This window comes from Enterobacter sp. PL_is511 (genome assembly GCF_055816065.1).
The window spans coordinates 74061-96959 of record NZ_JBVPGP010000021.1; the positions used below are offsets into that span (position 1 = coordinate 74061).

Annotated in this window: 23 protein-coding genes; 3 read left to right on the top strand and 20 right to left on the bottom strand. The window is 57.3% G+C overall.

Annotated elements, in window-relative coordinates:
- Positions 1 to 134: 134 nt before the first annotated feature.
- The 11 genes from argT to pdxB form a co-directional block, all read right to left on the bottom strand.
- A complete protein-coding gene (gene argT / locus AC0TN7_RS09715; protein WP_023312560.1) occupies positions 135 to 917 on the bottom strand; it encodes a lysine/arginine/ornithine ABC transporter substrate-binding protein ArgT in 783 nt (260 codons plus the stop codon).
- A 291-nt stretch (positions 918 to 1208) separates the two neighbouring features.
- A complete protein-coding gene (locus AC0TN7_RS09720) occupies positions 1209 to 1778 on the bottom strand; it encodes a UbiX family flavin prenyltransferase (protein ID WP_473702116.1) in 570 nt (189 codons plus the stop codon).
- Between the two features lie 89 nt (positions 1779 to 1867).
- Positions 1868 to 3385 carry an amidophosphoribosyltransferase gene (gene purF / locus AC0TN7_RS09725; RefSeq protein ID WP_024908947.1) on the bottom strand — a complete coding sequence of 506 codons (1518 nt, stop codon included), beginning with the start codon at positions 3383 to 3385 and terminating at the stop codon, positions 1868 to 1870.
- Positions 3386 to 3418: 33 nt separating this feature from the next.
- Positions 3419 to 3907 (bottom strand): colicin V production protein, encoded by a 489-nt coding sequence (gene cvpA, locus AC0TN7_RS09730; RefSeq protein WP_000262116.1) that lies wholly within the window; start codon positions 3905 to 3907, stop codon positions 3419 to 3421.
- 229 nt (positions 3908 to 4136) lie between these two features.
- A complete protein-coding gene (gene dedD, locus AC0TN7_RS09735) occupies positions 4137 to 4841 on the bottom strand; it encodes a cell division protein DedD (RefSeq protein WP_024908946.1) in 705 nt (234 codons plus the stop codon).
- On the bottom strand, positions 4831 to 6099 hold the full coding sequence (gene folC / locus AC0TN7_RS09740; protein ID WP_024908945.1) for a bifunctional tetrahydrofolate synthase/dihydrofolate synthase: 1269 nt from the start codon (positions 6097 to 6099) through the stop codon (positions 4831 to 4833). The genes dedD and folC overlap by 11 nt, the downstream gene beginning before the upstream one ends.
- 70 nt (positions 6100 to 6169) lie before the next feature.
- Positions 6170 to 7075: an acetyl-CoA carboxylase, carboxyltransferase subunit beta gene (accD, locus tag AC0TN7_RS09745; RefSeq protein WP_003861408.1), complete on the bottom strand. Its 906-nt coding sequence runs from the start codon at positions 7073 to 7075 to the stop codon at positions 6170 to 6172.
- 154 nt (positions 7076 to 7229) lie between these two features.
- Positions 7230 to 7889 (bottom strand): DedA family protein, encoded by a 660-nt coding sequence (locus AC0TN7_RS09750; protein WP_008502599.1) that lies wholly within the window; start codon positions 7887 to 7889, stop codon positions 7230 to 7232.
- Between the two features lie 28 nt (positions 7890 to 7917).
- Positions 7918 to 8730, bottom strand: coding sequence for a tRNA pseudouridine(38-40) synthase TruA (truA, locus tag AC0TN7_RS09755; protein WP_023312566.1), 813 nt, complete (start codon positions 8728 to 8730; stop codon positions 7918 to 7920).
- Complete coding sequence (locus tag AC0TN7_RS09760; protein ID WP_024908943.1) at positions 8730 to 9743, bottom strand: aspartate-semialdehyde dehydrogenase; 1014 nt, start codon at positions 9741 to 9743, stop codon at positions 8730 to 8732. The genes truA and AC0TN7_RS09760 overlap by 1 nt, the downstream gene beginning before the upstream one ends.
- A 67-nt stretch (positions 9744 to 9810) precedes the next feature.
- Positions 9811 to 10947, bottom strand: a complete 1137-nt coding sequence (gene pdxB, locus AC0TN7_RS09765) for a 4-phosphoerythronate dehydrogenase PdxB (RefSeq protein ID WP_420278543.1) — start codon at positions 10945 to 10947, stop codon at positions 9811 to 9813.
- 113 nt (positions 10948 to 11060) lie between these two features.
- Here pdxB and flk point away from each other — a divergent pair, with 113 nt between their 5' ends.
- Positions 11061 to 12065, top strand: a complete 1005-nt coding sequence (gene flk / locus AC0TN7_RS09770; protein WP_032646631.1) for a flagella biosynthesis regulator Flk — start codon at positions 11061 to 11063, stop codon at positions 12063 to 12065.
- 90 nt (positions 12066 to 12155) lie between these two features.
- On the opposite strand, the gene AC0TN7_RS09775 is transcribed toward flk, so the two are convergent.
- Together AC0TN7_RS09775 and fabB are read right to left on the bottom strand one after the other, a co-directional pair.
- Entirely contained in the window at positions 12156 to 13334 is a 1179-nt protein-coding gene (locus AC0TN7_RS09775) for an MFS transporter (protein ID WP_032646632.1), read from the bottom strand.
- Positions 13335 to 13542: 208 nt separating this feature from the next.
- A complete protein-coding gene (gene fabB, locus AC0TN7_RS09780; RefSeq protein ID WP_014832795.1) occupies positions 13543 to 14760 on the bottom strand; it encodes a beta-ketoacyl-ACP synthase I in 1218 nt (405 codons plus the stop codon).
- Between the two features lie 158 nt (positions 14761 to 14918).
- On the opposite strand from fabB, the gene mnmC reads away from it, so the two are divergent.
- Positions 14919 to 16916, top strand: coding sequence for a bifunctional tRNA (5-methylaminomethyl-2-thiouridine)(34)-methyltransferase MnmC2/FAD-dependent 5-carboxymethylaminomethyl-2-thiouridine(34) oxidoreductase MnmC1 (gene mnmC / locus AC0TN7_RS09785; RefSeq protein ID WP_463727088.1), 1998 nt, complete (start codon positions 14919 to 14921; stop codon positions 16914 to 16916).
- A gap of 57 nt (positions 16917 to 16973) precedes the next feature.
- Here mnmC and AC0TN7_RS09790 read toward each other — a convergent pair whose 3' ends face one another.
- Genes AC0TN7_RS09790 through prmB form a run of 6 tightly spaced genes read right to left on the bottom strand, consistent with a single transcriptional unit; the run spans position 16974 to position 21525 of the window.
- Positions 16974 to 17252 (bottom strand): YfcL family protein, encoded by a 279-nt coding sequence (locus AC0TN7_RS09790; protein WP_032646635.1) that lies wholly within the window; start codon positions 17250 to 17252, stop codon positions 16974 to 16976.
- A 13-nt stretch (positions 17253 to 17265) separates the two neighbouring features.
- Positions 17266 to 17811 (bottom strand): elongation factor P hydroxylase, encoded by a 546-nt coding sequence (locus AC0TN7_RS09795; protein WP_463727087.1) that lies wholly within the window; start codon positions 17809 to 17811, stop codon positions 17266 to 17268.
- A complete protein-coding gene (locus tag AC0TN7_RS09800; protein ID WP_024908936.1) occupies positions 17811 to 18620 on the bottom strand; it encodes a sulfite exporter TauE/SafE family protein in 810 nt (269 codons plus the stop codon). The genes AC0TN7_RS09795 and AC0TN7_RS09800 overlap by 1 nt, the downstream gene beginning before the upstream one ends.
- Positions 18620 to 19444 carry a penicillin-insensitive murein endopeptidase gene (gene mepA / locus AC0TN7_RS09805; protein WP_024908935.1) on the bottom strand — a complete coding sequence of 275 codons (825 nt, stop codon included), beginning with the start codon at positions 19442 to 19444 and terminating at the stop codon, positions 18620 to 18622. Before mepA ends, AC0TN7_RS09800 begins: the two co-directional genes overlap by 1 nt.
- A gap of 2 nt (positions 19445 to 19446) precedes the next feature.
- On the bottom strand, positions 19447 to 20532 hold the full coding sequence (gene aroC, locus AC0TN7_RS09810) for a chorismate synthase (protein WP_371897352.1): 1086 nt from the start codon (positions 20530 to 20532) through the stop codon (positions 19447 to 19449).
- Positions 20533 to 20592: 60 nt separating this feature from the next.
- On the bottom strand, positions 20593 to 21525 hold the full coding sequence (prmB, locus tag AC0TN7_RS09815; RefSeq protein ID WP_025757143.1) for a 50S ribosomal protein L3 N(5)-glutamine methyltransferase: 933 nt from the start codon (positions 21523 to 21525) through the stop codon (positions 20593 to 20595).
- Between the two features lie 145 nt (positions 21526 to 21670).
- Here prmB and smrB point away from each other — a divergent pair, with 145 nt between their 5' ends.
- Positions 21671 to 22222 carry an endonuclease SmrB gene (gene smrB, locus AC0TN7_RS09820; RefSeq protein ID WP_032646638.1) on the top strand — a complete coding sequence of 184 codons (552 nt, stop codon included), beginning with the start codon at positions 21671 to 21673 and terminating at the stop codon, positions 22220 to 22222.
- A 46-nt stretch (positions 22223 to 22268) separates the two neighbouring features.
- Here smrB and sixA read toward each other — a convergent pair whose 3' ends face one another.
- A complete protein-coding gene (gene sixA, locus AC0TN7_RS09825) occupies positions 22269 to 22754 on the bottom strand; it encodes a phosphohistidine phosphatase SixA (protein ID WP_024907662.1) in 486 nt (161 codons plus the stop codon).
- Positions 22755 to 22899 lie beyond the last annotated feature (145 nt).

A 22899-nucleotide genomic window follows, 5' to 3' on the forward strand; every position in this document is an offset into this window, starting at 1 on the left:
ATGCCCTTCAGGCGGGAATTTTTGCATTATAAATGCGTAAGTATGCACAAAGCGATCCAATACGGTGCAACGAACGCACCGTATTGGGTCAACCGTTCCCGTAACGCACCTTTCCGGTGCGTTAGCGTCAGGTATTATTCACCGTATACGTTGAAGTCGAAGTATTTCTTCGCCAGTTTGTCGTAAGTACCGTCTTTACGCAGCTCTGCAAAGGCTTTGTCGAAGGCGGCTTTCAGCTCGGTATCATCCTTACGCAGGCCAATACCGGTGCCGTCACCAAAGTATTTTTTGTCTTTCACCGACGGGCCCGCAAACGCGTAGTCTTTCCCCGCAGGCTGTTTCAGGAAGCCTTCACTCGCGGCGACTTCATCCTGGAATGCCGCATCCAGACGGCCTGCCGCCAGGTCAGAGTAGATCAGATCCTGGTTCTGGTAAGCCACCACGTCGACACCCTTCTCACGCCAGGTGGCATTGGCATAACCTTCCTGGGTCGATCCCTGAAGCACGCCAACATGCTTGCCTTTCAGCGAGTCGATGGTTGGCTTAATCGGGGAGCCTTTTGGCGCAATCAGGCGAGAATCCGCGGCGTAGAGCTTGTCAGAGAAGGCAATCTCCTGCTGGCGTTTTTCGGTGATGGAGAGAGAAGAGATAATGGCGTCGATTTTCTTGGCTTTCAGCGACGGGATTAACGCGTCAAAGTCGCTGCCCACCCATGTGCATTTCACCGCAATGCGCTTGCACATTTCATTTCCCAGATCGATATCAAACCCCACGAAATCGCCTTTCGCATCCTTGGAAGAGAATGGCGCGTAGGTTGCGTCTGTACCGATACGAACCGTCTGTGGAAGCGCTGCGTAGCTACCTGCTGCCGCACTTAACCCCACGAGCAAAGACAGAGCCAGAACCGTCTTCTTCATACATTTACCCTCAAGTACCGTGATTTTATTATGTATTGTGTTGTGTGTTGTGTTGCAGGCTTCATCTTGCAGGTCTTATGCCACATTGCCGTCTGGTCAAAACTTCGACGTTAAATATGTTAATAAAACGTTGCGATACTGCCTTAATGGTGAAAGATAGCAGGTCTGCCGAACGAACCGGAGAGAGAAAAAGGGAAAAAACGAATTAAATGTCGAGGATATGATCGCCGTTGCATAATTGCCCTGAAACAGGGCAACTTGTCTTTTCATGCACCTGGTTTGTGCACAGATTCAGGCACCCTGCCAGCGGGTGAAGAGATCTTCAGGCAGGTCGATGTCAAACTGATCCAGCACGCGGTTAACGGTCTGATTAATCACGTCATCCAGCGAGGTCGGGCGATGATAAAATGCCGGTACCGGCGGCATGATGATGGCTCCCAGCTCCGCGGCCTGGGTCATCAAACGCAGGTGGCCAAGGTGCAGCGGCGTTTCCCGCACGCAGAGCACCAGAGGACGACGCTCCTTCAGCACCACATCCGCCGCGCGCGTGACCAGGGTGTCGGTATAGCTGTTCACAATGCCGGAGAGCGTTTTAATTGAACAGGGCAGGATAACCATGCCAGCCGTTTTAAACGAGCCTGAGGAGATGCTGGCGGCGATATCACGGGCATCGTGAACCACGTCCGCCATTGCCTGAACATCGCGCAGGGAGAGATCGGTTTCCAGAGAGAGGGTCTGACGCGCCGCCTGGCTCATCACCAGATGGGTCTCGACTTCCGCCACGTTACGCAGAACCTGTAACAGACGTACGCCGTAAATCGCGCCGCTGGCGCCGCTGAGCCCAACAATGAGTCGTTTCATGATTTTCGCCCTTACTGATTTCAGGGCAGACTGTGCAGGATTTTGCGGGGAGTTGCAAGTGAGGGCATTCGCCCTCACTTGCCGGAGCATCAACCTTCGTTGTGCATCTCTAAACTTTCGAGATCGTTCTGCATCTGGACGGCTTTCGCATCGTCGTTACGCAGCGAATCAAGATAGTCGAGGTACTGCTGGTCAACGTCTTTGGTCACGTAAATACCGTTGAACACGGAGCATTCAAACTGCTGAATTTCCGGGTTCTCGGCACGCACCGCGTCGATGAGATCGTTCAGATCCTGGAAAATCAGGCCGTCGGCACCGATGATTTGGCGAATTTCATCTACTTCACGGCCGTGAGCGATCAGCTCGTTGGCGGTTGGCATATCGATGCCGTACACGTTCGGGAAGCGAATCTCCGGCGCAGCAGAGGCCAGGTAGACTTTCTTCGCACCCGCTTCGCGCGCCATCTCGATAATCTGCTCAGAGGTGGTGCCGCGAACGATGGAGTCATCCACCAGCAGAACGTTCTTGTCGCGGAATTCCGCGCGGTTGGCGTTCAGCTTGCGGCGCACGGACTTACGACGCAGGTGCTGCCCCGGCATGATAAAGGTGCGGCCAACGTAGCGGTTCTTCACGAAGCCCTGACGGTATGGCTTGTCCAGAATGCGGGCGATCTCCAGCGCGATATCGCAGGAGGTTTCCGGGATAGGAATCACCACGTCGATGTCGAGATCGTCCCACTCGCGAGCAATCTTCTCGCCCAGCTTGGTGCCCATGTTGACGCGCGCGCTGTAGACGGAAATCTTGTCGATGAAGGAATCCGGACGGGCAAAGTAAACGTATTCAAACAGGCACGGGTTGCTGACCGGGTTGTCGGCACACTGGCGGGTAAACAGCTGGCCCTTCTCGGTGATGTAGACCGCTTCGCCCGGCGCAACGTCGCGCAGGAATTCGAAGCCCAGGGTATCCAGCGCCACGCTCTCAGAGGCAACCATATATTCAGTACGGCCATCGCCGAGGTCGCGCTTACCGAGCACCAGCGGACGAATGCCGTTAGGATCGCGGAAGGCGACCATACCGTGACCGATGATCATCGCAACGCAGGCGTACGCGCCGCGGATCTGACGGTTTGTCGCGGCAATCGCGGCAAAAATGTTGTCTGCTTCCAGCGGATAGTGACGGAAGTTATCCAGCTCGCTGGCGAACACATTGAGCAGGATTTCAGAATCAGAGGTGGTGTTAATGTGGCGACGTTTCTCTTCGAACAGCTTTTTACGCAGCTCATGCGCGTTGGTCAGGTTGCCGTTATGAGCAAGGGTAATGCCATACGGTGAGTTGACGTAGAAAGGCTGTGCCTCAGAGGCGCTGGAACTGCCAGCAGTAGGATAACGAACGTGACCGATCCCCATATTACCTTGCAGACGCTGCATATGGCGGGCTTCAAACACATCGTTTACCAGGCCATTCGCCTTGCGTAAACGGAAGCAGTTGTTTGCATCAATGGTGATGATACCCGCAGCATCCTGCCCACGGTGCTGAAGCACCGTTAACGCGTCATAAATCGACTGGTTTACCGGCATGAAACCGGCGATACCGACAATACCGCACATTCGTCTTTTCCTCGTTAAGCCACATCTCAGGGTTTATGCCCTGGGCAAAAAACTTGACGAGCTTTGCAGATAGTCAAAGAACCATCTGATGATGAAGCTGAACTCTGGAATGAGCTGCGATTTTTGCCAGTCTTCGCTTTTGGAGAACCCGGTGAAGGTATCCAGGAAGAACAGGATCGCGGCCACAATCAGCACGCCTCGTAATGCCCCGAAACAGATCCCGAGCACCCTGTCCGTTCCTGACAGACCGGTTTTCTCGACCAGCTGACCTATCACGTAATTCACGATAGCGCCGACAATCAGCGTTGCGATAAACAGCACCGCGATAGCGATTCCATTTCGGACCAGTTCATCTTCAAAGCCCGTGAACCAGACAGACAGGTAAGTGTAGTAATGACTGGCAACAAAGAAAGCACAACCCCATGTCACCAGCGATAACGCTTCACGAACAAAGCCACGGATCAGGCTAACCAGACAGGAAAAACCAATCACCGCAATGATGGCGTAATCAATCCAGACCATATGTGTCCCACGATTTAACGCCCTGTCATCCAGTTCGGGGCGAATTCTAACAGAAAAAGAAAACGTTTGCGTAGGGATTTCCTTCCCGCGCGTAAATAAAAAAGGCGCTGAAAAAATGTTCAACGCCACGGTCCATTTGACGTCTCTGTGGACGTCTGCTCCCCCCTCACCCCAACCCTCTCCCTCAAGGGAGAGGGAGCAAACCATTCCGGGAATGGGTAAGATCTTATCAGTTCGCGCTGTAGCCCATCACCACACCGCTCAGGCCGGAGATCTGCTTCAGCTCACCGAGCGAACCTTTAAGCTTATCTTTGGACGCTTCTGGCCCCACGAGGATACGGGTAATTTTACCCTGCACCGGCGTGGAAGGTGAAGTGTAAACACGATATCCCGCACTGCGCAGTTTGCTCACGACCTCGTTGACCTTATCGGCGTTTTTCAGCGCACCAAGCTGCACCACGTAGGCTTTACCCGTTGGGGCAGCGGCATCCTGCTGCGCCGGTTTTGCTGGCGGAGGTGTCTCTGACGCCGCGGCTAGCTGTTCTGCGGCTTTATCCCGCTGCGGTTTCGGCTGCGGCTGCGGCTTCTCAACCGGCTTCGGTTTTTCAACCGGTTTAGGCTGCTCGACCGGCACCGGATCGATATCGCTGTTGCTCGCTGCCGCCAGGCGAGACGGATCGAGCGATGGTGCGGCGGCATCGCCTGCACGCACCTCTTCCGCCGCCCCTTCCGGCGGCTGAGCAGGCAGCGCCTGCGTCGCCGCAGGCAGCATATCCGGCTCATCGCGGTCACCCGGCTTCGGCACCAGCGGAATAGCGGCAAACTCATCCTGATAATGCTTTTTCTGCCCGTCGAGCAGACCCGGGAGAATAATCACCCCGAGCGCGACCAGCACAATGGTTCCTGTTAAACGGTTCTGAAACTTACTCGCCACCGGTTCTCCCCGCGTCCATCACTTCCATGACATGTGCCACCGTGTGGAATGACCCACACACCAGCACGGTATCTTCTGGTTTAGCATCCGCCATCGCGGCATGCCAGGCCTGAGCCACGCTACTGTAGATTGCGCCTTTGCCGAGATGTTCCATCAGTTGCTCAGCCGTCGCGCCGCGCGGCCCCTCCAGAGGAGCACAATACCAGCTATCGACCACACTCTCCATGCAGGCCAGCGTCCCGCCGATATCTTTATCATGAAGCATACCGATAACCGCCAGCACGCGCCCGGTTTTTGGTAACGAATTGAGACGTCCCGCGAGATACGCCGCCGCATGGGGGTTATGCGCCACGTCCAGAATCAGGCGCGGTGATTCGCTGACGATCTGGAAACGCCCGGGCAACAGCGCATTCTTAATGCCGTCGCGGATCGCCTGCTCGCTGACCGTGAGGCCACTGGCGCGCAGTGCCGCCAGCGCGGTTGCCGCGTTCGGCTGCGGTACCTGCGGCAGCGGCAGGTTGTCGAGCGCGCCCTGCGCGTCGCTAAAGCGCCAGCCGTTATCCTGGACCTCGTACTGCCAGTCAACGTCGCGGCGCACCAGACGCGCGCCCTTCTCGTTCGCCACGTCAGCAATGGTATGCGGCATATCCGGCTCGCCAACCACCGCGGGCTTATTTGCGCGGAAAATACCGGCCTTCTCGCGGCCAATGCTTTCACGATCCGGTCCCAGCCAGTCGATATGGTCCAGCGCGATGCTGGTGACCACCGCCACGTCCGCATCCACCATATTGGTCGCATCAAGACGTCCGCCGAGGCCAACCTCAAGAATCACCACATCCAGCTGCGCCTGTTTGAACAGCCACAGCGCCGACAGGGTGCCGTATTCAAAATAGGTTAATGAGATCTCACCGCGTGCGGCTTCAATTTCCGCGAACGACGCCGTATGCGCCGATTCCGGCAGTTCGCGGTTCTGCACACGAACGCGCTCGGTATAGCGGACCAGGTGTGGCGAGCTGTACACGCCAACTTTGTAACCCGCGGCCATCAGGACAGATTCCAGCGTGCGGCAGGTCGTGCCTTTACCGTTGGTCCCCGCGACGGTGAACACGAAAGGTGCCGGTTTGAGCACATCAAGACGCGCGGCGACCTGGCTTACGCGCTCAAGCCCCATATCGATGGTTTTACTGTGCAGGTTTTCCAGATAAGAAAGCCACGCGGCCAGGGGCGACGTGGCTTGGGGAATGCTTTTATTTTCCATAATGCCCGGTTGTCATTAACAGATTAGAAAGCAAAAGGGCAGCGCCAACCGGCCCTGCCCTTTTCAGTTATCAGGCCTCGGGTTCCTGATCCGGTACCACCACGCCTTCGCGCGGCTCATCCGGGTTCGGCGCTGGCAGATTCATCAGCTTCGCCAGGATGCTCGCCAGCTTCAGGCGCATTTCCGGACGGCGGACGATCATGTCGATGGCGCCTTTCTCGATGAGGAACTCACTGCGCTGGAAGCCCGGCGGCAGTTTCTCGCGAACGGTCTGCTCGATAACGCGAGGACCGGCAAAGCCGATCAGGGCCTTAGGCTCAGCGATGTTCAGGTCGCCCAGCATCGCGAAGCTCGCGGAGACGCCGCCCATGGTTGGGTCGGTCAGCACGGAGATGTACGGCAGACCGCGCTCCTGCATTTTCGCCAGCGCAGCAGAGGTTTTCGCCATCTGCATCAGCGACATCAGCGCTTCCTGCATACGCGCACCGCCGGAGGCAGAGAAGCAGATCAGCGGACAGTTGTCTTCCAGCGCCTGCTCAACGGCACGCACGAAGCGCGCACCAACCACAGAGCCCATTGAGCCGCCCATAAAGGAGAACTCAAACGCAGCGGCAACAACCGGCATCTCATGCAGGGTGCCTTTCATGACGATCAGCGCGTCTTTCTCGCCAGTCTCTTTCTGTGCAGAGGCCAGACGATCTTTGTATTTTTTGGAATCGCGGAACTTCAGCACGTCTTTTGGCTCAAGTTCGCTACCCAGCTCTACCAGAGAGCCTTCGTCCAGCAGGCTATGCAGGCGGTTGCGCGCCGACATACGCATATGGTGGTCACACTTCGGACACACCTCAAGGTTGCGCTCCAGCTCTGCGCGATACAGAACCTGACCGCAGCTATCACACTTCGTCCATACCCCTTCAGGAATGCTCGCTTTACGCGTTGGGGTAATGTTGCTTTTAATTCGTTCAATCCAGCTCATTGATAACCTTTCTGCCTGAACCTGGTCGTTTGCCAGTTTTGCTATAAGAGGCGAATAATGCCATTTTTGCCTCCAACAGACCATGAATGTTGCACATTAAAACATAACAGCCCGAAACTTTGGATAAAAAAGTGGTCGAACCGCCAGCGTGCATTTACTTCGCTTGTTTTGCCGCCGCACGTTTATGACGAATAATTTCGATAACGCCAGGCAGTACGGAAAGCACAATAATCGCTACAATCAGTAACTTAAGATTTTCCTGAACCACCGGGAGATCGCCAAACAGGTAGCCTGCATAGGTAAACAACAGCACCCACAACAGCGCCCCCACGACGTTATACATGGCAAAATGACGATAGGACATATGCCCCATTCCCGCCACAAACGGTGCAAATGTGCGCACAATAGGCACAAAGCGCGCAAGGATAATGGTTTTTCCGCCATGGCGTTCATAAAACGCATGGGTTTTGTCTAAATAGCTGCGACGGAAAATTTTCGAATCCGGATTGCTGAACAGCCGCTCACCGAATACGCGTCCAATCGTGTAGTTGACCGCATCACCGACAATAGCGGCAATCACCATCAGCACCACCATAAGATGCACGTTCAGATCGTTAGTGGGTAACGCCGATAGCGCGCCGGCAACGAACAGCAGGGAATCCCCTGGCAGGAATGGGGTAACGACCAGACCGGTTTCACAAAACAGAATGAGGAACAGAATAGCGTAAACCCAGACGCCATACTGCGCGACCAGCTCCGCCAGGTGAACATCAATATGCAGGATGAAATCAATCAAAAAACGAATTACGTCCATATTGTCTAAGCCCTAATTGCACCTTTGTTTAGTCCGCTAAAAAAAGCGGGCCCATTGGCGGTTTCGGCAGGTCAAACCGATCCGGATAGTCTACCGAGACCAGATACAACCCTTCCGCTTTCGCCGTAGCTGCCGCAAGCGTTCTGTCCTTCGCTGCCAGCAGGTCTGCAATCCAGCTCTCCGGCTGGTGTCCGGCGCCCACTTCCATCAGGCTGCCCACAATATTCCGAACCATATGATGTACAAAGGCATTGGCTTTGATATCCACCACCACATACGCGCCAAAACGGCTGACGTTTATGTGCATGACGTTTCGCCACGGCGTGCGGGACTGACACTGCACCGCACGAAACGACGTAAAGTCATTTTCACCAATCAGACACTGCGCCGCGCGATGCATACGTTCAGCATCAAGCGGTTCATAAAAATGCGTCACGCCCTGGCTTAACACCGCCGGACGCAGGCGCTGGTTGTAGATGACATAACGGTAGCGACGCGCCGTGGCGCTGAAACGCGCGTGAAAATCATCCGGCACAGCTTTTACCCAACGCACCGCAATGTCACCAGGCAAATTCGCATTTACACCCAGGGTCCAGGCGGCATCCTTACGCACGGCGGTGGTTTCAAAGTGCACGACCTGCCCCGTACCGTGAACACCCGCGTCCGTACGTCCTGCGCACAGGACGTTAATCGGCTCGTTTGCCACCTGAGAGAGCGCTTTTTCCAGCTTCTCCTGGACGCTGCGCACCTCGTTCTGACGCTGCCAGCCATAATACTTACTGCCGTCGTACTCAATGCCGAGGGCAATTCTATGGACCGGCTTTTGTTCCACGTCTGACATCAGTACAGGTACTCCTGCACCAGTTTTTCAGCAATTTTGACCGCCATCAGCGCGCCGCCAAAGCGAACGTTGTCGGCAACGGACCAGAACTGAACCTGTTCCGGCATGCCGTAATCGTTACGCACGCAGCCAACGGAAAGATGCGCGCTGCCGGTGGCATCGCCCACCTGGGTCGGGAACTCGCTCTCTTCAGAGAGCACGATGTCTTCACCGCGGCCAAACGCATCGCGCGCCTCTTCTGCTGCCAGCGGACGCAGCGCTTCAAAGCCGACCATCTGCGCGTGGCCGTAAAAGACCGGGGACTGCACGACGTTCGCAGAGATCATCAGGCCATCGTCCTGCAAAATCTTACGCACTTCATCGACGATACGACGCTCTTCGCGCACGGAACCCTCGCGGTCCGGCAGCAGCGGCAGCATGTTGAACGCCAGCTGGCGGCCAAAGAAATCATCTTCATCAATCGGGATACCGTTCAGCAGCTTCGCGCTCTGCCCGGCCAGCGCGTCAACGGCCTTTTTACCGTTCGCGGACGCGGAGAGCAGGCTGGTGACGGTAATGCGCGACAGTCCGCCGTCGTCGATCAGCGGTTTCAGGGCAGTCAGCAGCTGGCTGGTCAGGCTGTTGGGCACCGCAATGACGTTACGGTTGCGGTAGTCAGCCAGCACAAACGGGTTCACGTCCGGCACCACCAGCGGCACATCCGGCTCCATTGAGAACAGGCCGCTCAGGTCGATCACCAGGCAGCCTGCGTTGGTCGCCTCTTCAACATACGCAGCAGTCGCTTCAGCGCCCGCAGCGAAAAACGCCAGCTGCGCCTGGGTCCAGTCGAATGCTGCCGCGTCCTGGACCATCACGGATTTACTGTTAAAACGCAGATGCTCACCTGCACTGTCGGTACGCGCCAGCGCATAGATATCGCCCACCGGGAACTGACGCTCAGCAAGGGTTTCGAGCAGGGCTTCGCCCACGGCACCCGTGGCACCTAAAATGGCAATGTTCCAGCCTTCAGACATGGTGGTTTACTCCAGAAATAAAAAAGCGTCCCTGTCGGAGTATCCGACAGGGAGCATTAAGAAGACATTAACGTGCCGGATGATGAACGGCGTTAAACCCCAGCTTATGCAGCAGCGTCGCCGCCGAGGCGTCGTCGCACATTACATACAGGGAAGACCACTCGCGGCGCTCAACATAGTTCTTGCGCAGCTTATCAAACTCACCCGGGATCCCCGCCACTTTACGCAGCAGCGCATCATCGCGGCGCACATCATACACCAAATGCACCAGCCTTTTCAGCGTTGCCTGATCGAGCGGACCATGCAGGGTAATGCGGCCAAATTCAGGCGCGGGGAGTAAGGTATCCAGCGCCACCTGCTGCGGATGGCCGATAAAAGCGCTGTAGGCCTCGAAGACCTGCGTCGTGCCGCGCGCTTTCCCCTCGAGGGTATAACCGGCGATATGCGCTGTGCCCACGTCCACCTTGTTAAGCAACTCAACGTTGAGATCCGGCTCCGGCTCCCAGACGTCCAGCACCACGCTGAGGTCTTGTCCTTCATTCAGACATGTCAGCAGCGCAGCGTTATCGACCACAGGGCCACGGCAGGCATTTATCAGAATAGTGCCAGCCTTCAGACGACGGATCAGCGCCTCGTCAGCAAGATGCAGCGACTTATACGGCCCCTCTTTAAACAGCGGCGTGTGGAAAGTCAGCACGTCGCATAGTTCGACCAGCTCGTCCAGCGAGCGGAAATCCCCGTCATCACCGTTGTCTTTGCGCGGCGGATCGCACAGCAGCGTGCGGATCCCTAACGCTTCAAGACGCTTTTGCAGGCGTCCGCCGACGTTACCCACGCCAACAATCCCCACGGTGCGGTCCTTCAGCGCAAACCCGTCGCGCTCGGCCAGCATCAGCAGCGAGGAGAAAACGTATTCCACAACGGCAATGGCGTTACAGCCCGGCGCGGCGGAAAAACCGATTCCAGCCTGCTTCAGCCACTTATCATCCACATGATCGGTCCCTGCCGTTGCGGTTCCGACAAACTTAATCGCTTTACCGGCGAGCAACGCCTCATTTACTTTGGTCACCGAGCGCACCATCAGCGCGTCTGCGTCATCCAGTTCGTTGACCGGGATCGGGCGACCAGGGACAGCCTTAACGTTACCCAGGCGGCTAAACAGCTCACGGGCATAAGGCATATTTTCATCAACGAGGATTTTCACGTCTGAGTACCTGTTTGAGAGGAAGAAAACCTGCCAAGTGTGCCATAATCTGGCCGCCAGGCATATACGTATACCTGGTTTACGCTGAGTTTTGACTTTAAGGATTTTTGACGATGCAGCCCATTTCAGGTACGCCGCCACGCCCTCCGGGTGAAGGCCCCGTCACGCCAAACGTTGCCGGTGAACAACCGCTATCCACGCAACAGCGCACCGTGCTGGAGCGACTGATCACGCGCCTGATTGCGCTGACTTCACAGCAAAATGCGGAAGTCTGGGCAGGAGTAAAGCATGATTTAGGCGTGAGGAACGACGCACCGCTGCAGTCGCGTCATTTCCCTGCTGCCGAGCAAAATCTGAACCAGCGTATTACGACCGCGCAGCAGAACCACACCACGCGCCAGATTGTTGCTCAGCTGACGGAGCTGCTGGGCCAGGGTAATAACCGCCAGGCGGTGAGTGATTTTATTCGCCAGCAGTATGGTCAGACCGCGCTAGGGCAGCTGACGCCCGACCAGCTTAAAACCGTGCTGACCCTGCTGCAGAACAACGAGCTGTCTATTCCGCAGCCTCAGGTGCGCCCGTCGACCGAGCGTCCGCTGCTGCCCGCCGAGCACAACACGCTCAAGCAGATGGTGACAAAGCTGGCTGCGGCCACCGGCGAACCGACGAAGCTTATCTGGCAATCCATGCTGGAGCTGTCTGGCGTGAAGGCGGGTGAACTGATCCCGGCCAAACAGTTTACTCATCTGGTGACCTGGCTCCAGGCGCGCCAGACGCTCAGCACCCAGAATGCCCCTACCCTGCATACTGTCCAGGCCGCGCTGAAACAGCCGCTTGAGCCGCACGAGTTCGACGTGATTCGGGATTACGCCCAGCAAAACTGGCAGGCCACGCCGCAGACGGTACTGACCACCGCGCAGGTGCAGGATCTGCTCAATCAAATCTTCGTTCGTCGCGCCGAACGTGAAGGCGGCGTGCCGGAGGTGAGAAACGTTCAGCCGATCTACAGCCCGCTGTTTGCGCCGGTCGTCGAGACATTCAGAACGCTCTCTGCGCGTCCGGGGTTGATGTTTATTGCACTGCTGATTGCGCTGGCGATTTTCTGGCTGGTTGCCTGAGGTTTTGCCCGGTGGCGCTGCGCTTACCGGGCCTACAACGGCTCGAATCGCAGGCCGGGTAAGGCACAGCCGTCACCCGGCAACAACGGCTCAACGCCTGCGAAACGCCACCAGCGTCACCACGATCCCCACCACCGCAGAAACCGCACCGGCCAGAAAGACGGACGGATAGCCAAACGAGGTGGCTAACACCCCGGCCAACGGCCCGGTTACCCCGTATGAGATATCCTGAAACGCCGCATAGCCGCCGAGCGCCGTCCCGCGCACCTGCGGGGCCACGCGCTTCACCACTTCAACGCCCAGCGCCGGGAAGATCAGAGAACAGCCGCAGCCGGTCAGCGCAGCGCCCAGCAGGGCCACGGATGCCACGGGAGCATTCCACAACAGCAGAAGACCGATAGCTTCAATGACCAGCGATGCCACCGCCACCTTCACGCCGCCAAAGCGATCCGGCATCCAGCCAAAAAGCACGCGCATCAGCACAAACGCGCCGCCAAAGGCAGTAAGCGTAAAACCGGCCATCGCCCAGCCGCGGCTCATAAAATAGAGCGAGACGAAGGTGCCAATCACCGCAAACCCCACGCCCTGCAGCGCCAGGCCCAGGCCCGGCTGCCAGATTTGGCCGACCACGCTCCACAGGGAAGGACGCTCGCCTTTGTGCGCAGGTACCTTACGCACCGAGCCGTTAAACGCCCATGCCACCAGCGGCAGCGCCATGGTCGTTGCAGCCAGCGCCGCAAATCCAAACTGGCTATTGATCAGCAGGCCAAGCGGTGCACCGGCGGCCAGCGCGCCGTAGATGGCCATGCCGTTCCAGGACATCACCTTGCCGGAACGTGCTGGCCCCACCAGCCCCATTCCCCAGGTCAGGGTGCCGGTCAGCAGCTGGCTTTCACCGAAGCCAAGAATTAAACGGCCTAGCACCAGCAGCGCAAATTTATACGCGGCGTCTACCGGCAGGAGAGCCGCCAGCAGCCAGGCGCCGCCAGCCAGCCCGCAGGCAAACATCCCCTGCAGCGCCGAGCGTTTAGCACCGTGCTGATCCGCCAGCCGTCCGGCGTAACCGCGGGTTAATACCGTGGCTAAAAACTGAATGCCCACGGCAATGCCGACCATGGTGTTGCCATAGCCCAGCTCCTGATGAACGAACAGCGGGATCACCGGCAGCGGCAGGCCAACGGTCATATAGGTCAGGAATACCGCAAAGGCGATACGGAACAGCGAGACGTTCGCTGAAGGGGTTGTTTCTGTTTGAGTTACTGCAGTCATGCTTTACTCCGAAATGAAGAGTAAGGCGGGGAAATGCCACGCCCCCTCTACCTGATAATCAGGATTAAGGTGCGTTGGTTGACGTTAAACGCTTACGCATTATCGTGAGGATAATGTTGAGGGGTGAAGTTTGCCTGTGAGATCAGCTGCTTGTCAATGCATAAAAAAAGGGAGCCTTATGGCTCCCCTTCTGAATCAAACATAAAACTTATGCTTTCAGCTTACGCATGACCAGCGTGGCGTTGGTGCCGCCGAAACCGAAGCTGTTGGACATGACGGTAGTCAGCGTCGCTTCCGTTGGTTTGGTCACAATGTTCAGGCCAGCAGCCTGCTCGTCCATCTCTTCGATATTGATACTTGGGGCGATAAAGCCGTTTTCCAGCATCAGCAGCGAGTAGATCGCTTCCTGAACGCCAGCCGCCCCCAGAGAGTGACCAGTCATGGCTTTGGTCGCGGAGATCGCCGGGCTGTTGTCGCCGAAGACTTCACGGATCGCACCCAGCTCTTTTACGTCGCCTACCGGCGTAGAGGTACCGTGAGAGTTCAGGTAGTCGATTGGGGTGTCAACGCCGTGCATCGCCATCTTCATGCAGCGCACCGCGCCTTCGCCGGATGGCGCAACCATGTCGGCGCCGTCAGACGTTGCACCGTAGCCCACGATTTCAGCGTAGATGTGCGCGCCACGCGCCAGTGCGTGCTCCAGCTCTTCAACCACAACCATACCGCCGCCGCCCGCGATAACGAAACCGTCACGGTGTGCATCGTAGGTACGAGATGCTTTGTCCGGGGTCTCATTGTACTTGGTGGACAGTGCGCCCATCGCGTCGAATTCACAGGCCATTTCCCAGCCCAGCTCTTCGCCGCCGCCAGCAAATACGATGTCCTGTTTACCCAGCTGGATCTGCTCAACAGCGTTACCGATGCAGTGCGCGGAAGTCGCACACGCGGAGCTGATGGAGTAGTTCACACCGTGGATTTTGAATGGGGTCGCCAGGCACGCGGAAACCGCAGAACCCATGGCTTTGGTGACCACGTACGGACCTACCGCTTTCAGACCACGCGGGCTACGCATTGCGTCAGCACCGAATACCTGCGCTTTAGATGAACCGCCGGAACCGGCGATCAGACCCACGCGCGGGTTGTTCTGATAAACCTCTTCGCTCAGGCCAGAATCTTTGATCGCTTCCTGCATGGAGAGATAAGCATAAATAGAGGCATCGTTCATGAAACGAACCACTTTGCGGTCAATCAAACCGGTGGTGTCCAGTTTGACGTTACCCCATACGTGGCTACGCATACCTGAATCTTTAAACTCTTCAGAGAAAGTGATCCCGGAGCGTCCTTCACGCAGAGATGCCAGGACTTCCTGCTGGTTATTACCGATGCTGGAAACAATGCCCAGGCCAGTAATCACTGCACGTTTCATTCAATACCTCTGTAAGTCGCACTATAGTAAGTTTCGAGTCGCACAATAGCGTACACTTGTACGCCGAACAAGTCCGATCAGACATTTTCTGCGGAAATTTGCACCGATGGACTCACATCGTTAAGATCGTGCCACTGCCTGCCAGACGAGTAACTTACGTGAAACAAAACGCTATACAACCCGCCAACCTCGAATTCAACGCTGAGGGTACACCTGTTTCCCGAGATTTTGATGACGTCTATTTTTCTAATGATAACGGGCTCGAAGAAACTCGCTATGTTTTCCTCGACGGAAACCAGCTCAGCACCCGCTTCCCGGTGCATCCGCGGAGCCTGTTTGTGGTCGCGGAAAGTGGGTTCGGTACCGGGCTGAATTTTTTAACCCTCTGGCAGGCGTTTAACCAGTTTCACGCTGCACACCCTGAGGCTACGCTACAAAGATTACATTTCATCAGTTTCGAAAAATTCCCGCTCACCGCGCACGATCTGCGGCTCGCTCATCAGCGCTGGCCAGAGCTTGCCACCTGGGCGGAACAGCTTCAGGCACAGTGGCCGCCTCACATCGGCGGCTGCCACCGTCTGATTCTGGACGGCGGACGCGTGACGCTGGATTTATGGCTTGGCGACATCAATGACCTGACCGATACGCTCGATGATTCGATGAATCAGAAGGTGGACGCATGGTTCCTGGACGGCTTTGCCCCCGCCAAAAACCCGGACATGTGGAGCCAGCATCTGTTTAGCGCGATGGCCCGGCTGGCGCGCCCTGGCGCAACGCTTGCCACCTTCACCTCGGCGGGCTTTGTCCGCCGCGGGCTGCAGGAGGCGGGCTTTACCATGCAGAAGACCAAAGGCTTTGGCCGCAAGCGCGACATGCTGGTCGGAAGGATGGATCAGACGCTGGACGTTCCCGCTCAGGCGCCCTGGTTTGCACGCCGCGCCAGTGCATCACGTGAGGTGGCGATAGTCGGCGGGGGGATCGCCAGCGCCCTGCTGTCTCTCGCGCTTCTCCACCGTGGCTGGCAGGTCACGCTCTACTGTGCTGACGATGTGCCCGCCAGCGGCGCGTCCGGCAACCGCCAGGGGGCGCTCTATCCGCTTTTAAGCGCGCACGACCCGGCCCTGTTCCGGTTTTTCCCGGCGGCGTTTACCTTTGCTCGTCGCCTCTACGACGCCCTGCCTGTGGCGTTCGATCATGACTGGTGCGGCGTAACGCAGCTCGGCTGGGATGAAAAGAGCCAGCAAAAAATCACGCAGATGCTGTCGCTGGGCCTGCCTGACGAGATTGCTCGCGCGGTAAGCGCGCAGGAGGTGGCAGCCACCGCTGGCGTGGAAACCGGCTGTGGGGGCATTCAGTATCCGCTCGGCGGCTGGCTGTGCCCGGCTGAACTGACCGCGGCGGTCATTTCCCTGGCGCAGTCGCGCGGGCTGACGGCGTATTATGCTCACACCGTTGAATCGCTGAGCCGAAGCGAGCGCTGGAATCTGCGTTTTGCGGATGGCAAAGCGGTAAGCCATGCCAGCGTTGTGCTGGCAAACGGGCATAACATCAATCAGTTTATCCAGACAGAAACGTTGCCGGTTTATCCGGTCGGCGGCCAGGTGAGCCATATTCCTTCCGCACCAGAACTGAGCAAACTGCGTCAGGTGCTGTGCTATGACGGCTACCTGACGCCACAAAATCCGTCTAACGGCCATCACTGCATCGGGGCCAGCTATCATCGTGGCGAAACGGATATGCGCTACAGCGATGCGGATCAGGCGCAAAACCGCCAGCGCCTGATTGACTGTTTCCCGGATGCGGCATGGGCGCAAGAGGTTGACGTCAGCGAGGGAGAAGCGCGCTGCGGCGTTCGCTGTGCCACCCGCGATCATCTGCCGATGGCGGGAAATGTGCCGGACTACGACGCGACGCTTGGGGCCTATCAGGATCTTGCAGATAACCGGGATAAAGCGGTAAGCGCGCCGGTTTATCCGGAGCTGTATATGCTGGGTGGATTAGGATCTCGCGGGTTGTGCTCTGCCCCGTTGCTGGCTGAAGTGTTAGCCGCGCAAATGAGCGACGAGCCGATTCCGCTGGACAGCGTTACGCTTGCGGGGCTGAATCCGAATCGCTTGTGGGTACGGAAACTGCTGAAGGGGAAAAAGGTTAAATAGGGTGCGGTCAGGTGCCCTCACCCGTCCCTCTCCCACTGGGAGAGGGTGGTGAAACATTTACTTCGCTTTCGCCTGCCGGAACAAATTGTCCCACATGCCCAGCACCAGTGACTGGTCGCGCGGAGAGAGCTCCCCGGCCAGAATGGCTTTTTCCAGGCTGCGGGTGACTTCAGCGTGAACGGCGTCGGCAGAGTGATCGTCACCCGCTTCCAGCTCGGCTACCGCGAGCGTCAGGTGACCACGCAGATAACCGCTGGCGAACAGCTCATCATCACTGGCGTGTTCCACCATGTCATCAATTAACGCCAGAATGCGTGATTCAAATTCTGCGATCATCTTCTTTCCTCTGTTAAAGATCTTCCGGCCAAGGGAAGCATTCCGCCGCGATCGCCGGCGTGTGGTAATAATTCTGTAAGGCCTCGATCAGGCGCGCCGGACGTTCCGGGATGCCTTTCTCAAGATATTCCATCACCTGCGCATGAACGCGGCGCTGGAAGACGATACGGTCTGGCTCGAAGTCGCCTTCGAGGTTGTCACAGCTCACGTTGAACGGGAAACCCGCCGCGACGCATAATAGCCATTCCAGCGCCTGCGGCTTCACTTCCACATCCTCAAACTGCCCCTGGGTGGCGGCATCACGTCCGTCCGGGCAGTACCAGTAACCGAAATCCACCAGCTCGCGCCGCGCTTTCCCCGCAATGCACCAGTGCGAAATCTCGTGAAGACCGCTGGCGTAAAAGCCGTGCGCAAAGACGATGCGGTTATACGGAACCTCTGCATCAGCAGGAAGATAGATCGGTTCGTCGTCGCCTTTAATCAGACGGGTATTAAAATCGTCAGCAAAACAGCCGTCGAAAATCTCAATCAGCTGTTCGTAGTGATGCGTACTGTTCATTAATTCATCCCCAACCAGGTGAGGATCTCCTGTCCATGGCTGTCATAAAGAAGTTTGGCGCTCATTACGGCCGAGACGATGACAATCATCGGGCGAATCAGTTTTTGTCCTTTGCTTAAGACCAGACGCGAACCCGCGCGTGCGCCCAGGAACTGCCCTGCCATCATGACGAATCCGGTTGCCCAGATGACCTTGCCGCCAATGATAAACAGCAGCAGACCGCCGAGGTTCGAGGTCGCGTTGAGCACTTTGGCATGAGCGGTCGATTTGGCGAGGTTAAACCCGGCCAGCGTCACGAACGCCAGCGCATAAAACGAGCCTGCCCCCGGGCCGAAGAATCCGTCGTAAAAGCCGACGCAGCCCCCGGCAATCAGGGCAAACGGCAGGCCGTGCAGACGACGCTGGCGGTCTTCCTCGCCGAGCTTTGGCATCAGCAGGAAGTAGAGACCGATGCAGATGACCAGAACCGGCAGGATCTGGCGCAAAATATCCGATTGCACGTGCTGAACCAGCAGCGCGCCCGATGTGGAACCGATAAAGGTCATCAGGATATTGAGCTTCTGGTCGGCCAGGCTCACCACCTTGCGGCGGATAAAATAGAGAGACGCCGAGAGCGAGCCGCCGCAGGCCTGCAGCTTGTTCGTGGCAAGCGCCTGCGCCGGGCTCATGCCCGCCGCCAGCAGCGCGGGTACGGTTAATAACCCGCCACCGCCCGCAAGGGCATCAATAAAACCGGCCAGCATGGCCACGAAGAACAGCACCACCAGCAGCAGCGGTGACACCATAAACAGATCGACGAAATTATCCATTAAAGTACATGCTCATCCAGTAGCGCCTGGCAGGAAGGCGGCAACGGAGGCGGTGTCTTCTTCTCAGGCTTAGAGGTTCCAGGTTTTGCCGGTTCAAACCAGCTTTGCAGTTCCGCACCGCAGCCATCGCCTGGCGGCGGTAGCGGCTGATCTTCACATTCCAGGCTATTCGCCGGACAGCGCAGACGAACGTGCATGTGCGCACGATGCTGGAACCACGGGCGCACTTTGCGCAGCCAGTCGCGATCGGTTCCGGCATCCAGGCAGAGCTGCTGCTTGATGGCCGGGTTGACGAAAATCCGCGTGACGTCGTTATCTTCCGCGGCCAGCTTGATCATGCTGGATACGTCTCGCGTCCACAGGGACGGCACAACGCGCTTGCCGTCGCTCGCCACCAGATCCAGCGCCTGCGGTTTCAGCAGTTGGGCGGAGGTCCAGCGGGTTTTCGGCAGCTGCAGGAAGATATCGACATCCAGTCCGGTCTGGTGACTGGCGTGTCCACCGTTAAAGCGCCCCCCGGCAGGCATCCCCATATCGCCAATCAGCATCGTGCCCAGCCCCAGGTTATGCACCTGATTTCCCAGACGCTGGATGAACAGCACCAGATCCGGGTGGCCGAAATAACGCCGCTGATCGGTGCGCATCACCTGATAGGTATCAGACTGGAGAGGAAGCTCCTGGGCACCGACGATACAGCCGTTGGAAAAGGCGCCAATGGACTGCGCGCTCCCCGCCACCGGGTGGGTGATTTTTTGCCATGGCGTTGCGGCCAGACTGGCTCCACTGGCCAGCAGCGCCAGCAGAGCAATTGCGGTTTTTTTCATGTTTACCAGCGTGGAATGGTGGTCGTCACGTCCGCATTCTGCGCGCGCTGGCGCAGGAAGTGATCCATCAGCACGATCGCCAGCATCGCTTCTGCGATCGGCACCGCGCGGATCCCCACGCACGGATCGTGACGTCCTTTGGTGATCATCTCAACTTCTTCGCCATCGCGGTTAATCGTGTGGCCCGGCACGGTAATGCTGGAGGTTGGCTTCAGCGCGATGTTGGCAATAATCTGCTGCCCGCTGCTGATACCGCCCAGAATACCGCCCGCGTGGTTGCTCTGGAAGCCCGCCTTCGTGATCTCGTCACGGTTCTGGCTGCCGCGCAGGGATACCACGTCAAAACCGTCGCCAATCTCAACGCCCTTCACCGCGTTGATACTCATCAGCGCGTGGGCGATGTCGGCGTCGAGACGGTCAAATACCGGCTCGCCCCAGCCTGGTGGGACGCCGTCGGCCACGACGGTCACTTTCGCCCCAATGGAGTCGCCCTCTTTTTTCAGGCCGCGCATCAGTTCGTCCAGCGCCTCCAGCTTGTCGGCATCGGCACAGAAGAACGGGTTTTGCTCGACCAGATCCCAGTCTTTGATCGCCAGCGGAATGTCGCCCATCTGGGTCAGACAGCCGCGGATAACGATACCAAATTTCTGCTGCAGGTATTTTTTGGCAATGGCGCCAGCCGCCACGCGCATCGCGGTTTCACGCGCGGAAGAGCGCCCGCCGCCGCGATAGTCCCGGAAACCGTACTTTTGTTCGTAGGTATAGTCGGCATGGCCCGGACGGAACACGTCTTTGATGGCGCCGTAGTCCTGGGAGCGCTGATCGGTGTTTTCAATCAGCAGACCAATGCTGGTGCCTGTAGTGCGGCCTTCAAAGACGCCAGAGAGAATTTTGACCTGGTCCGGCTCGCGACGCTGCGTGGTGTAGCGAGAGGTGCCCGGACGACGACGGTCGAGGTCGTGCTGCAAATCGGCTTCGGTCAGTTCGATGCCTGGCGGTACGCCATCAACGATACAGCCCAGCGCCAGCCCGTGCGACTCGCCAAAGGTGGTCACGCGGAATAACTGTCCAATACTGTTTCCTGCCATCACGGCTCCGATGTTGTTGTTTGTGTTTGAGCGTTGTGAAACGGGCCGAAGCCCGCTGGATTAATCTTTATAGATGCTGAAGTGTTCGCGCGCGTCGAGCAGCTGCGCTTTGGTCAGCATAAAGACACCGTCACCGCCGTTGTCGAACTCAAGCCAGGTGAACGGCACATCCGGGTACTGCTCTATCAGATGTACCATGCTGTTGCCCACTTCACAAATCAGAACGCCGTCGTCGGTCAGATAATCCGGCGCGCAGGCCAGAATGCGGCGGGTCAGCTTCAGGCCGTCAGATCCTGACGCCAGACCCAGCTCCGGCTCGTGACGGTATTCGCTCGGCAGATCGGACATGTCTTCCGCATCGACGTACGGCGGGTTAGTGACGATCAGATCGTACTGCAACGTCGGCAGATCGCGGAACAGATCGGAGCGAATTGGCGTGACGTGATGGATCAGACCGTGCTCTTCAATGTTGTGCTCGGTCACGGCCAGCGCGTCGGTGGAGATATCGACGGCGTCCACTTCCGCTTCCGGGAAGGCGTACGCGCAGGCGATGGCGATACAGCCGCTGCCGGTACACATATCCAGAATGTGCTGCGGCTGATGGCCGATCAGACCTTCAAAGTGGTTGTTGATCAGCTCACCAATCGGCGAGCGCGGCACCAGCACGCGTTCATCGACATAGAACTCGTGGCCGCAGAACCAGGCTTTGTTGGTCAGATAGGCGACCGGAATACGTTCGTTCACGCGGCGGATCACGCGCTCAACGATGCGGTGTTTTTCGCTGGAGGTCAGGCGCGCGGTGCGCATGTCTTCCGGGATATCCAGCGGCAGGTAGAGGGACGGCAACACCAGCTGCACGGCTTCATCCCACGGGTTGTCGGTACCGTGTCCGTACCAGATATTGGCGGCGCTGAAGCGGCTAACCGACCAGCGCAACATGTCCTGTATGGTATGCAGCTCGTTTACTGCTTCATCGACAAAAATTTTATCCACTCTTTCCTCCAGGGCATGCTCGCATAATTTTCGGCGGCTAGTTTGCCATGAAGACGGCGATAAATCAGCAATGACGCGTCTCGCTTGAGGTTAAAAAATGCGTTTAGTCGGGTACACTGTCGGAAATACGAGATGAGAATGACGAATGAAAAAGAAAACATCGCTCAGCGAGGAGGATCAGGCGCTCTTCCGGCAGCTAATGACCGGGACGCGTAAAATCACGCAGGACACGATTGTCCATCGCCCGCAGCGTAAAAAAATCAGCGAAGTACCGGTCAAACGTCTGCTGCAGGAGCAGGCGGATAACAGCCACTATTTTTCAGATGAATTTCAGCCACTGCTCAATACTCAGGGTGCGGTGAAATACGTACGCGAAGACGTCAGCCATTTTGAGCTGAAAAAGTTACGTCGCGGAGATTATTCGCCGGAGCTGTTTCTTGATCTGCACGGTTTAACGCAGATGCAGGCGAAACAGGAGCTGGGGGCATTGATTGCAGCCTGTCGTCGTGAACATGTTTTCTGCGCCTGCGTGATGCATGGCCACGGTAAACATATCCTCAAGCAACAGACGCCGCTGTGGCTGGCTCAGCATCCACACGTGATGGCGTTTCATCAGGCACCAAAAGAGTACGGCGGAGATGCCGCGTTGCTGGTGTTGATTGAAGTGGAAGAGTGGCAGCCGCCAGAGTTGCCCTGACAGAATGGCGGGAAGCACATTGCACCCCGCCATATCGCACGTCACGTCAGATGGCTTTTGCCATCTTCAGGTTGCACGGACTCATTTGCCAGTTGAAGACACCTTTGCCCGTTTCGTCGAGAGAAACATTGGCAATGGCGGATGTCGTGAACATCGGCGGGGTCTCGCCAGGGCACAGCTCAGATACCAGATAGCCAACCAGTGGCAGGTGGGAAATGACCAGCGCGGAAGCGACACCTTCATTGCACAGCGCCTGAAGATAGGCGCTGACAAGGCCGACATCACCACACGGGGTGAGTTCAGGAAGAACATCCACACTGGATGGCAGGTTCATACACTCCCCTACCACGTCCAGCGTCTGTTCTGCACGCAGGAACGGACTCACCAGAACGCGTTCGATGTCCACTTTTTGACCGTTAAGCCAGTTCGCCATCAGACGAGATTCGTCGCAGCCACAGACGGTCAAAGGACGTACTGAGTCACTGGCGGCATCGAGTGCCGCGTCGCCGTGACGCATGATAAAAACTTGCATATTGCACCGCTTTTGTTAACCAGAATCACCGGCGTTAACTACCCGCGATAAATGCTGCGAGGTAGAAAACCCGATGGTCGGGCATTGTGCCTGATCCATTCGGTGAATGAAACGCTGTTTTTTACCTCAATGGCGTAAGTATAGT

Coding starts and splice junctions, on each gene's coding strand:
- argT (WP_023312560.1), bottom strand. CDS start 917: ATGAAGAAGACGGTTCTGGCTCTGTCTTTGCTCGTGGGGTTAAGTGCG.
- AC0TN7_RS09720 (WP_473702116.1), bottom strand. CDS start 1,778: ATGAAACGACTCATTGTTGGGCTCAGCGGCGCCAGCGGCGCGATTTAC.
- purF (WP_024908947.1), bottom strand. CDS start 3,385: ATGTGCGGTATTGTCGGTATCGCCGGTTTCATGCCGGTAAACCAGTCG.
- cvpA (WP_000262116.1), bottom strand. CDS start 3,907: ATGGTCTGGATTGATTACGCCATCATTGCGGTGATTGGTTTTTCCTGT.
- folC (WP_024908945.1), bottom strand. CDS start 6,099: ATGGAAAATAAAAGCATTCCCCAAGCCACGTCGCCCCTGGCCGCGTGG.
- accD (WP_003861408.1), bottom strand. CDS start 7,075: ATGAGCTGGATTGAACGAATTAAAAGCAACATTACCCCAACGCGTAAA.
- AC0TN7_RS09750 (WP_008502599.1), bottom strand. CDS start 7,889: ATGGACGTAATTCGTTTTTTGATTGATTTCATCCTGCATATTGATGTT.
- truA (WP_023312566.1), bottom strand. CDS start 8,730: ATGTCAGACGTGGAACAAAAGCCGGTCCATAGAATTGCCCTCGGCATT.
- AC0TN7_RS09760 (WP_024908943.1), bottom strand. CDS start 9,743: ATGTCTGAAGGCTGGAACATTGCCATTTTAGGTGCCACGGGTGCCGTG.
- flk (WP_032646631.1), top strand. CDS start 11,061: ATGCAGCCCATTTCAGGTACGCCGCCACGCCCTCCGGGTGAAGGCCCC.
- AC0TN7_RS09775 (WP_032646632.1), bottom strand. CDS start 13,334: ATGACTGCAGTAACTCAAACAGAAACAACCCCTTCAGCGAACGTCTCG.
- fabB (WP_014832795.1), bottom strand. CDS start 14,760: ATGAAACGTGCAGTGATTACTGGCCTGGGCATTGTTTCCAGCATCGGT.
- AC0TN7_RS09790 (WP_032646635.1), bottom strand. CDS start 17,252: ATGATCGCAGAATTTGAATCACGCATTCTGGCGTTAATTGATGACATG.
- AC0TN7_RS09795 (WP_463727087.1), bottom strand. CDS start 17,811: ATGAACAGTACGCATCACTACGAACAGCTGATTGAGATTTTCGACGGC.
- AC0TN7_RS09800 (WP_024908936.1), bottom strand. CDS start 18,620: ATGGATAATTTCGTCGATCTGTTTATGGTGTCACCGCTGCTGCTGGTG.
- mepA (WP_024908935.1), bottom strand. CDS start 19,444: ATGAAAAAAACCGCAATTGCTCTGCTGGCGCTGCTGGCCAGTGGAGCC.
- aroC (WP_371897352.1), bottom strand. CDS start 20,532: ATGGCAGGAAACAGTATTGGACAGTTATTCCGCGTGACCACCTTTGGC.
- smrB (WP_032646638.1), top strand. CDS start 21,671: ATGAAAAAGAAAACATCGCTCAGCGAGGAGGATCAGGCGCTCTTCCGG.
- sixA (WP_024907662.1), bottom strand. CDS start 22,754: ATGCAAGTTTTTATCATGCGTCACGGCGACGCGGCACTCGATGCCGCC.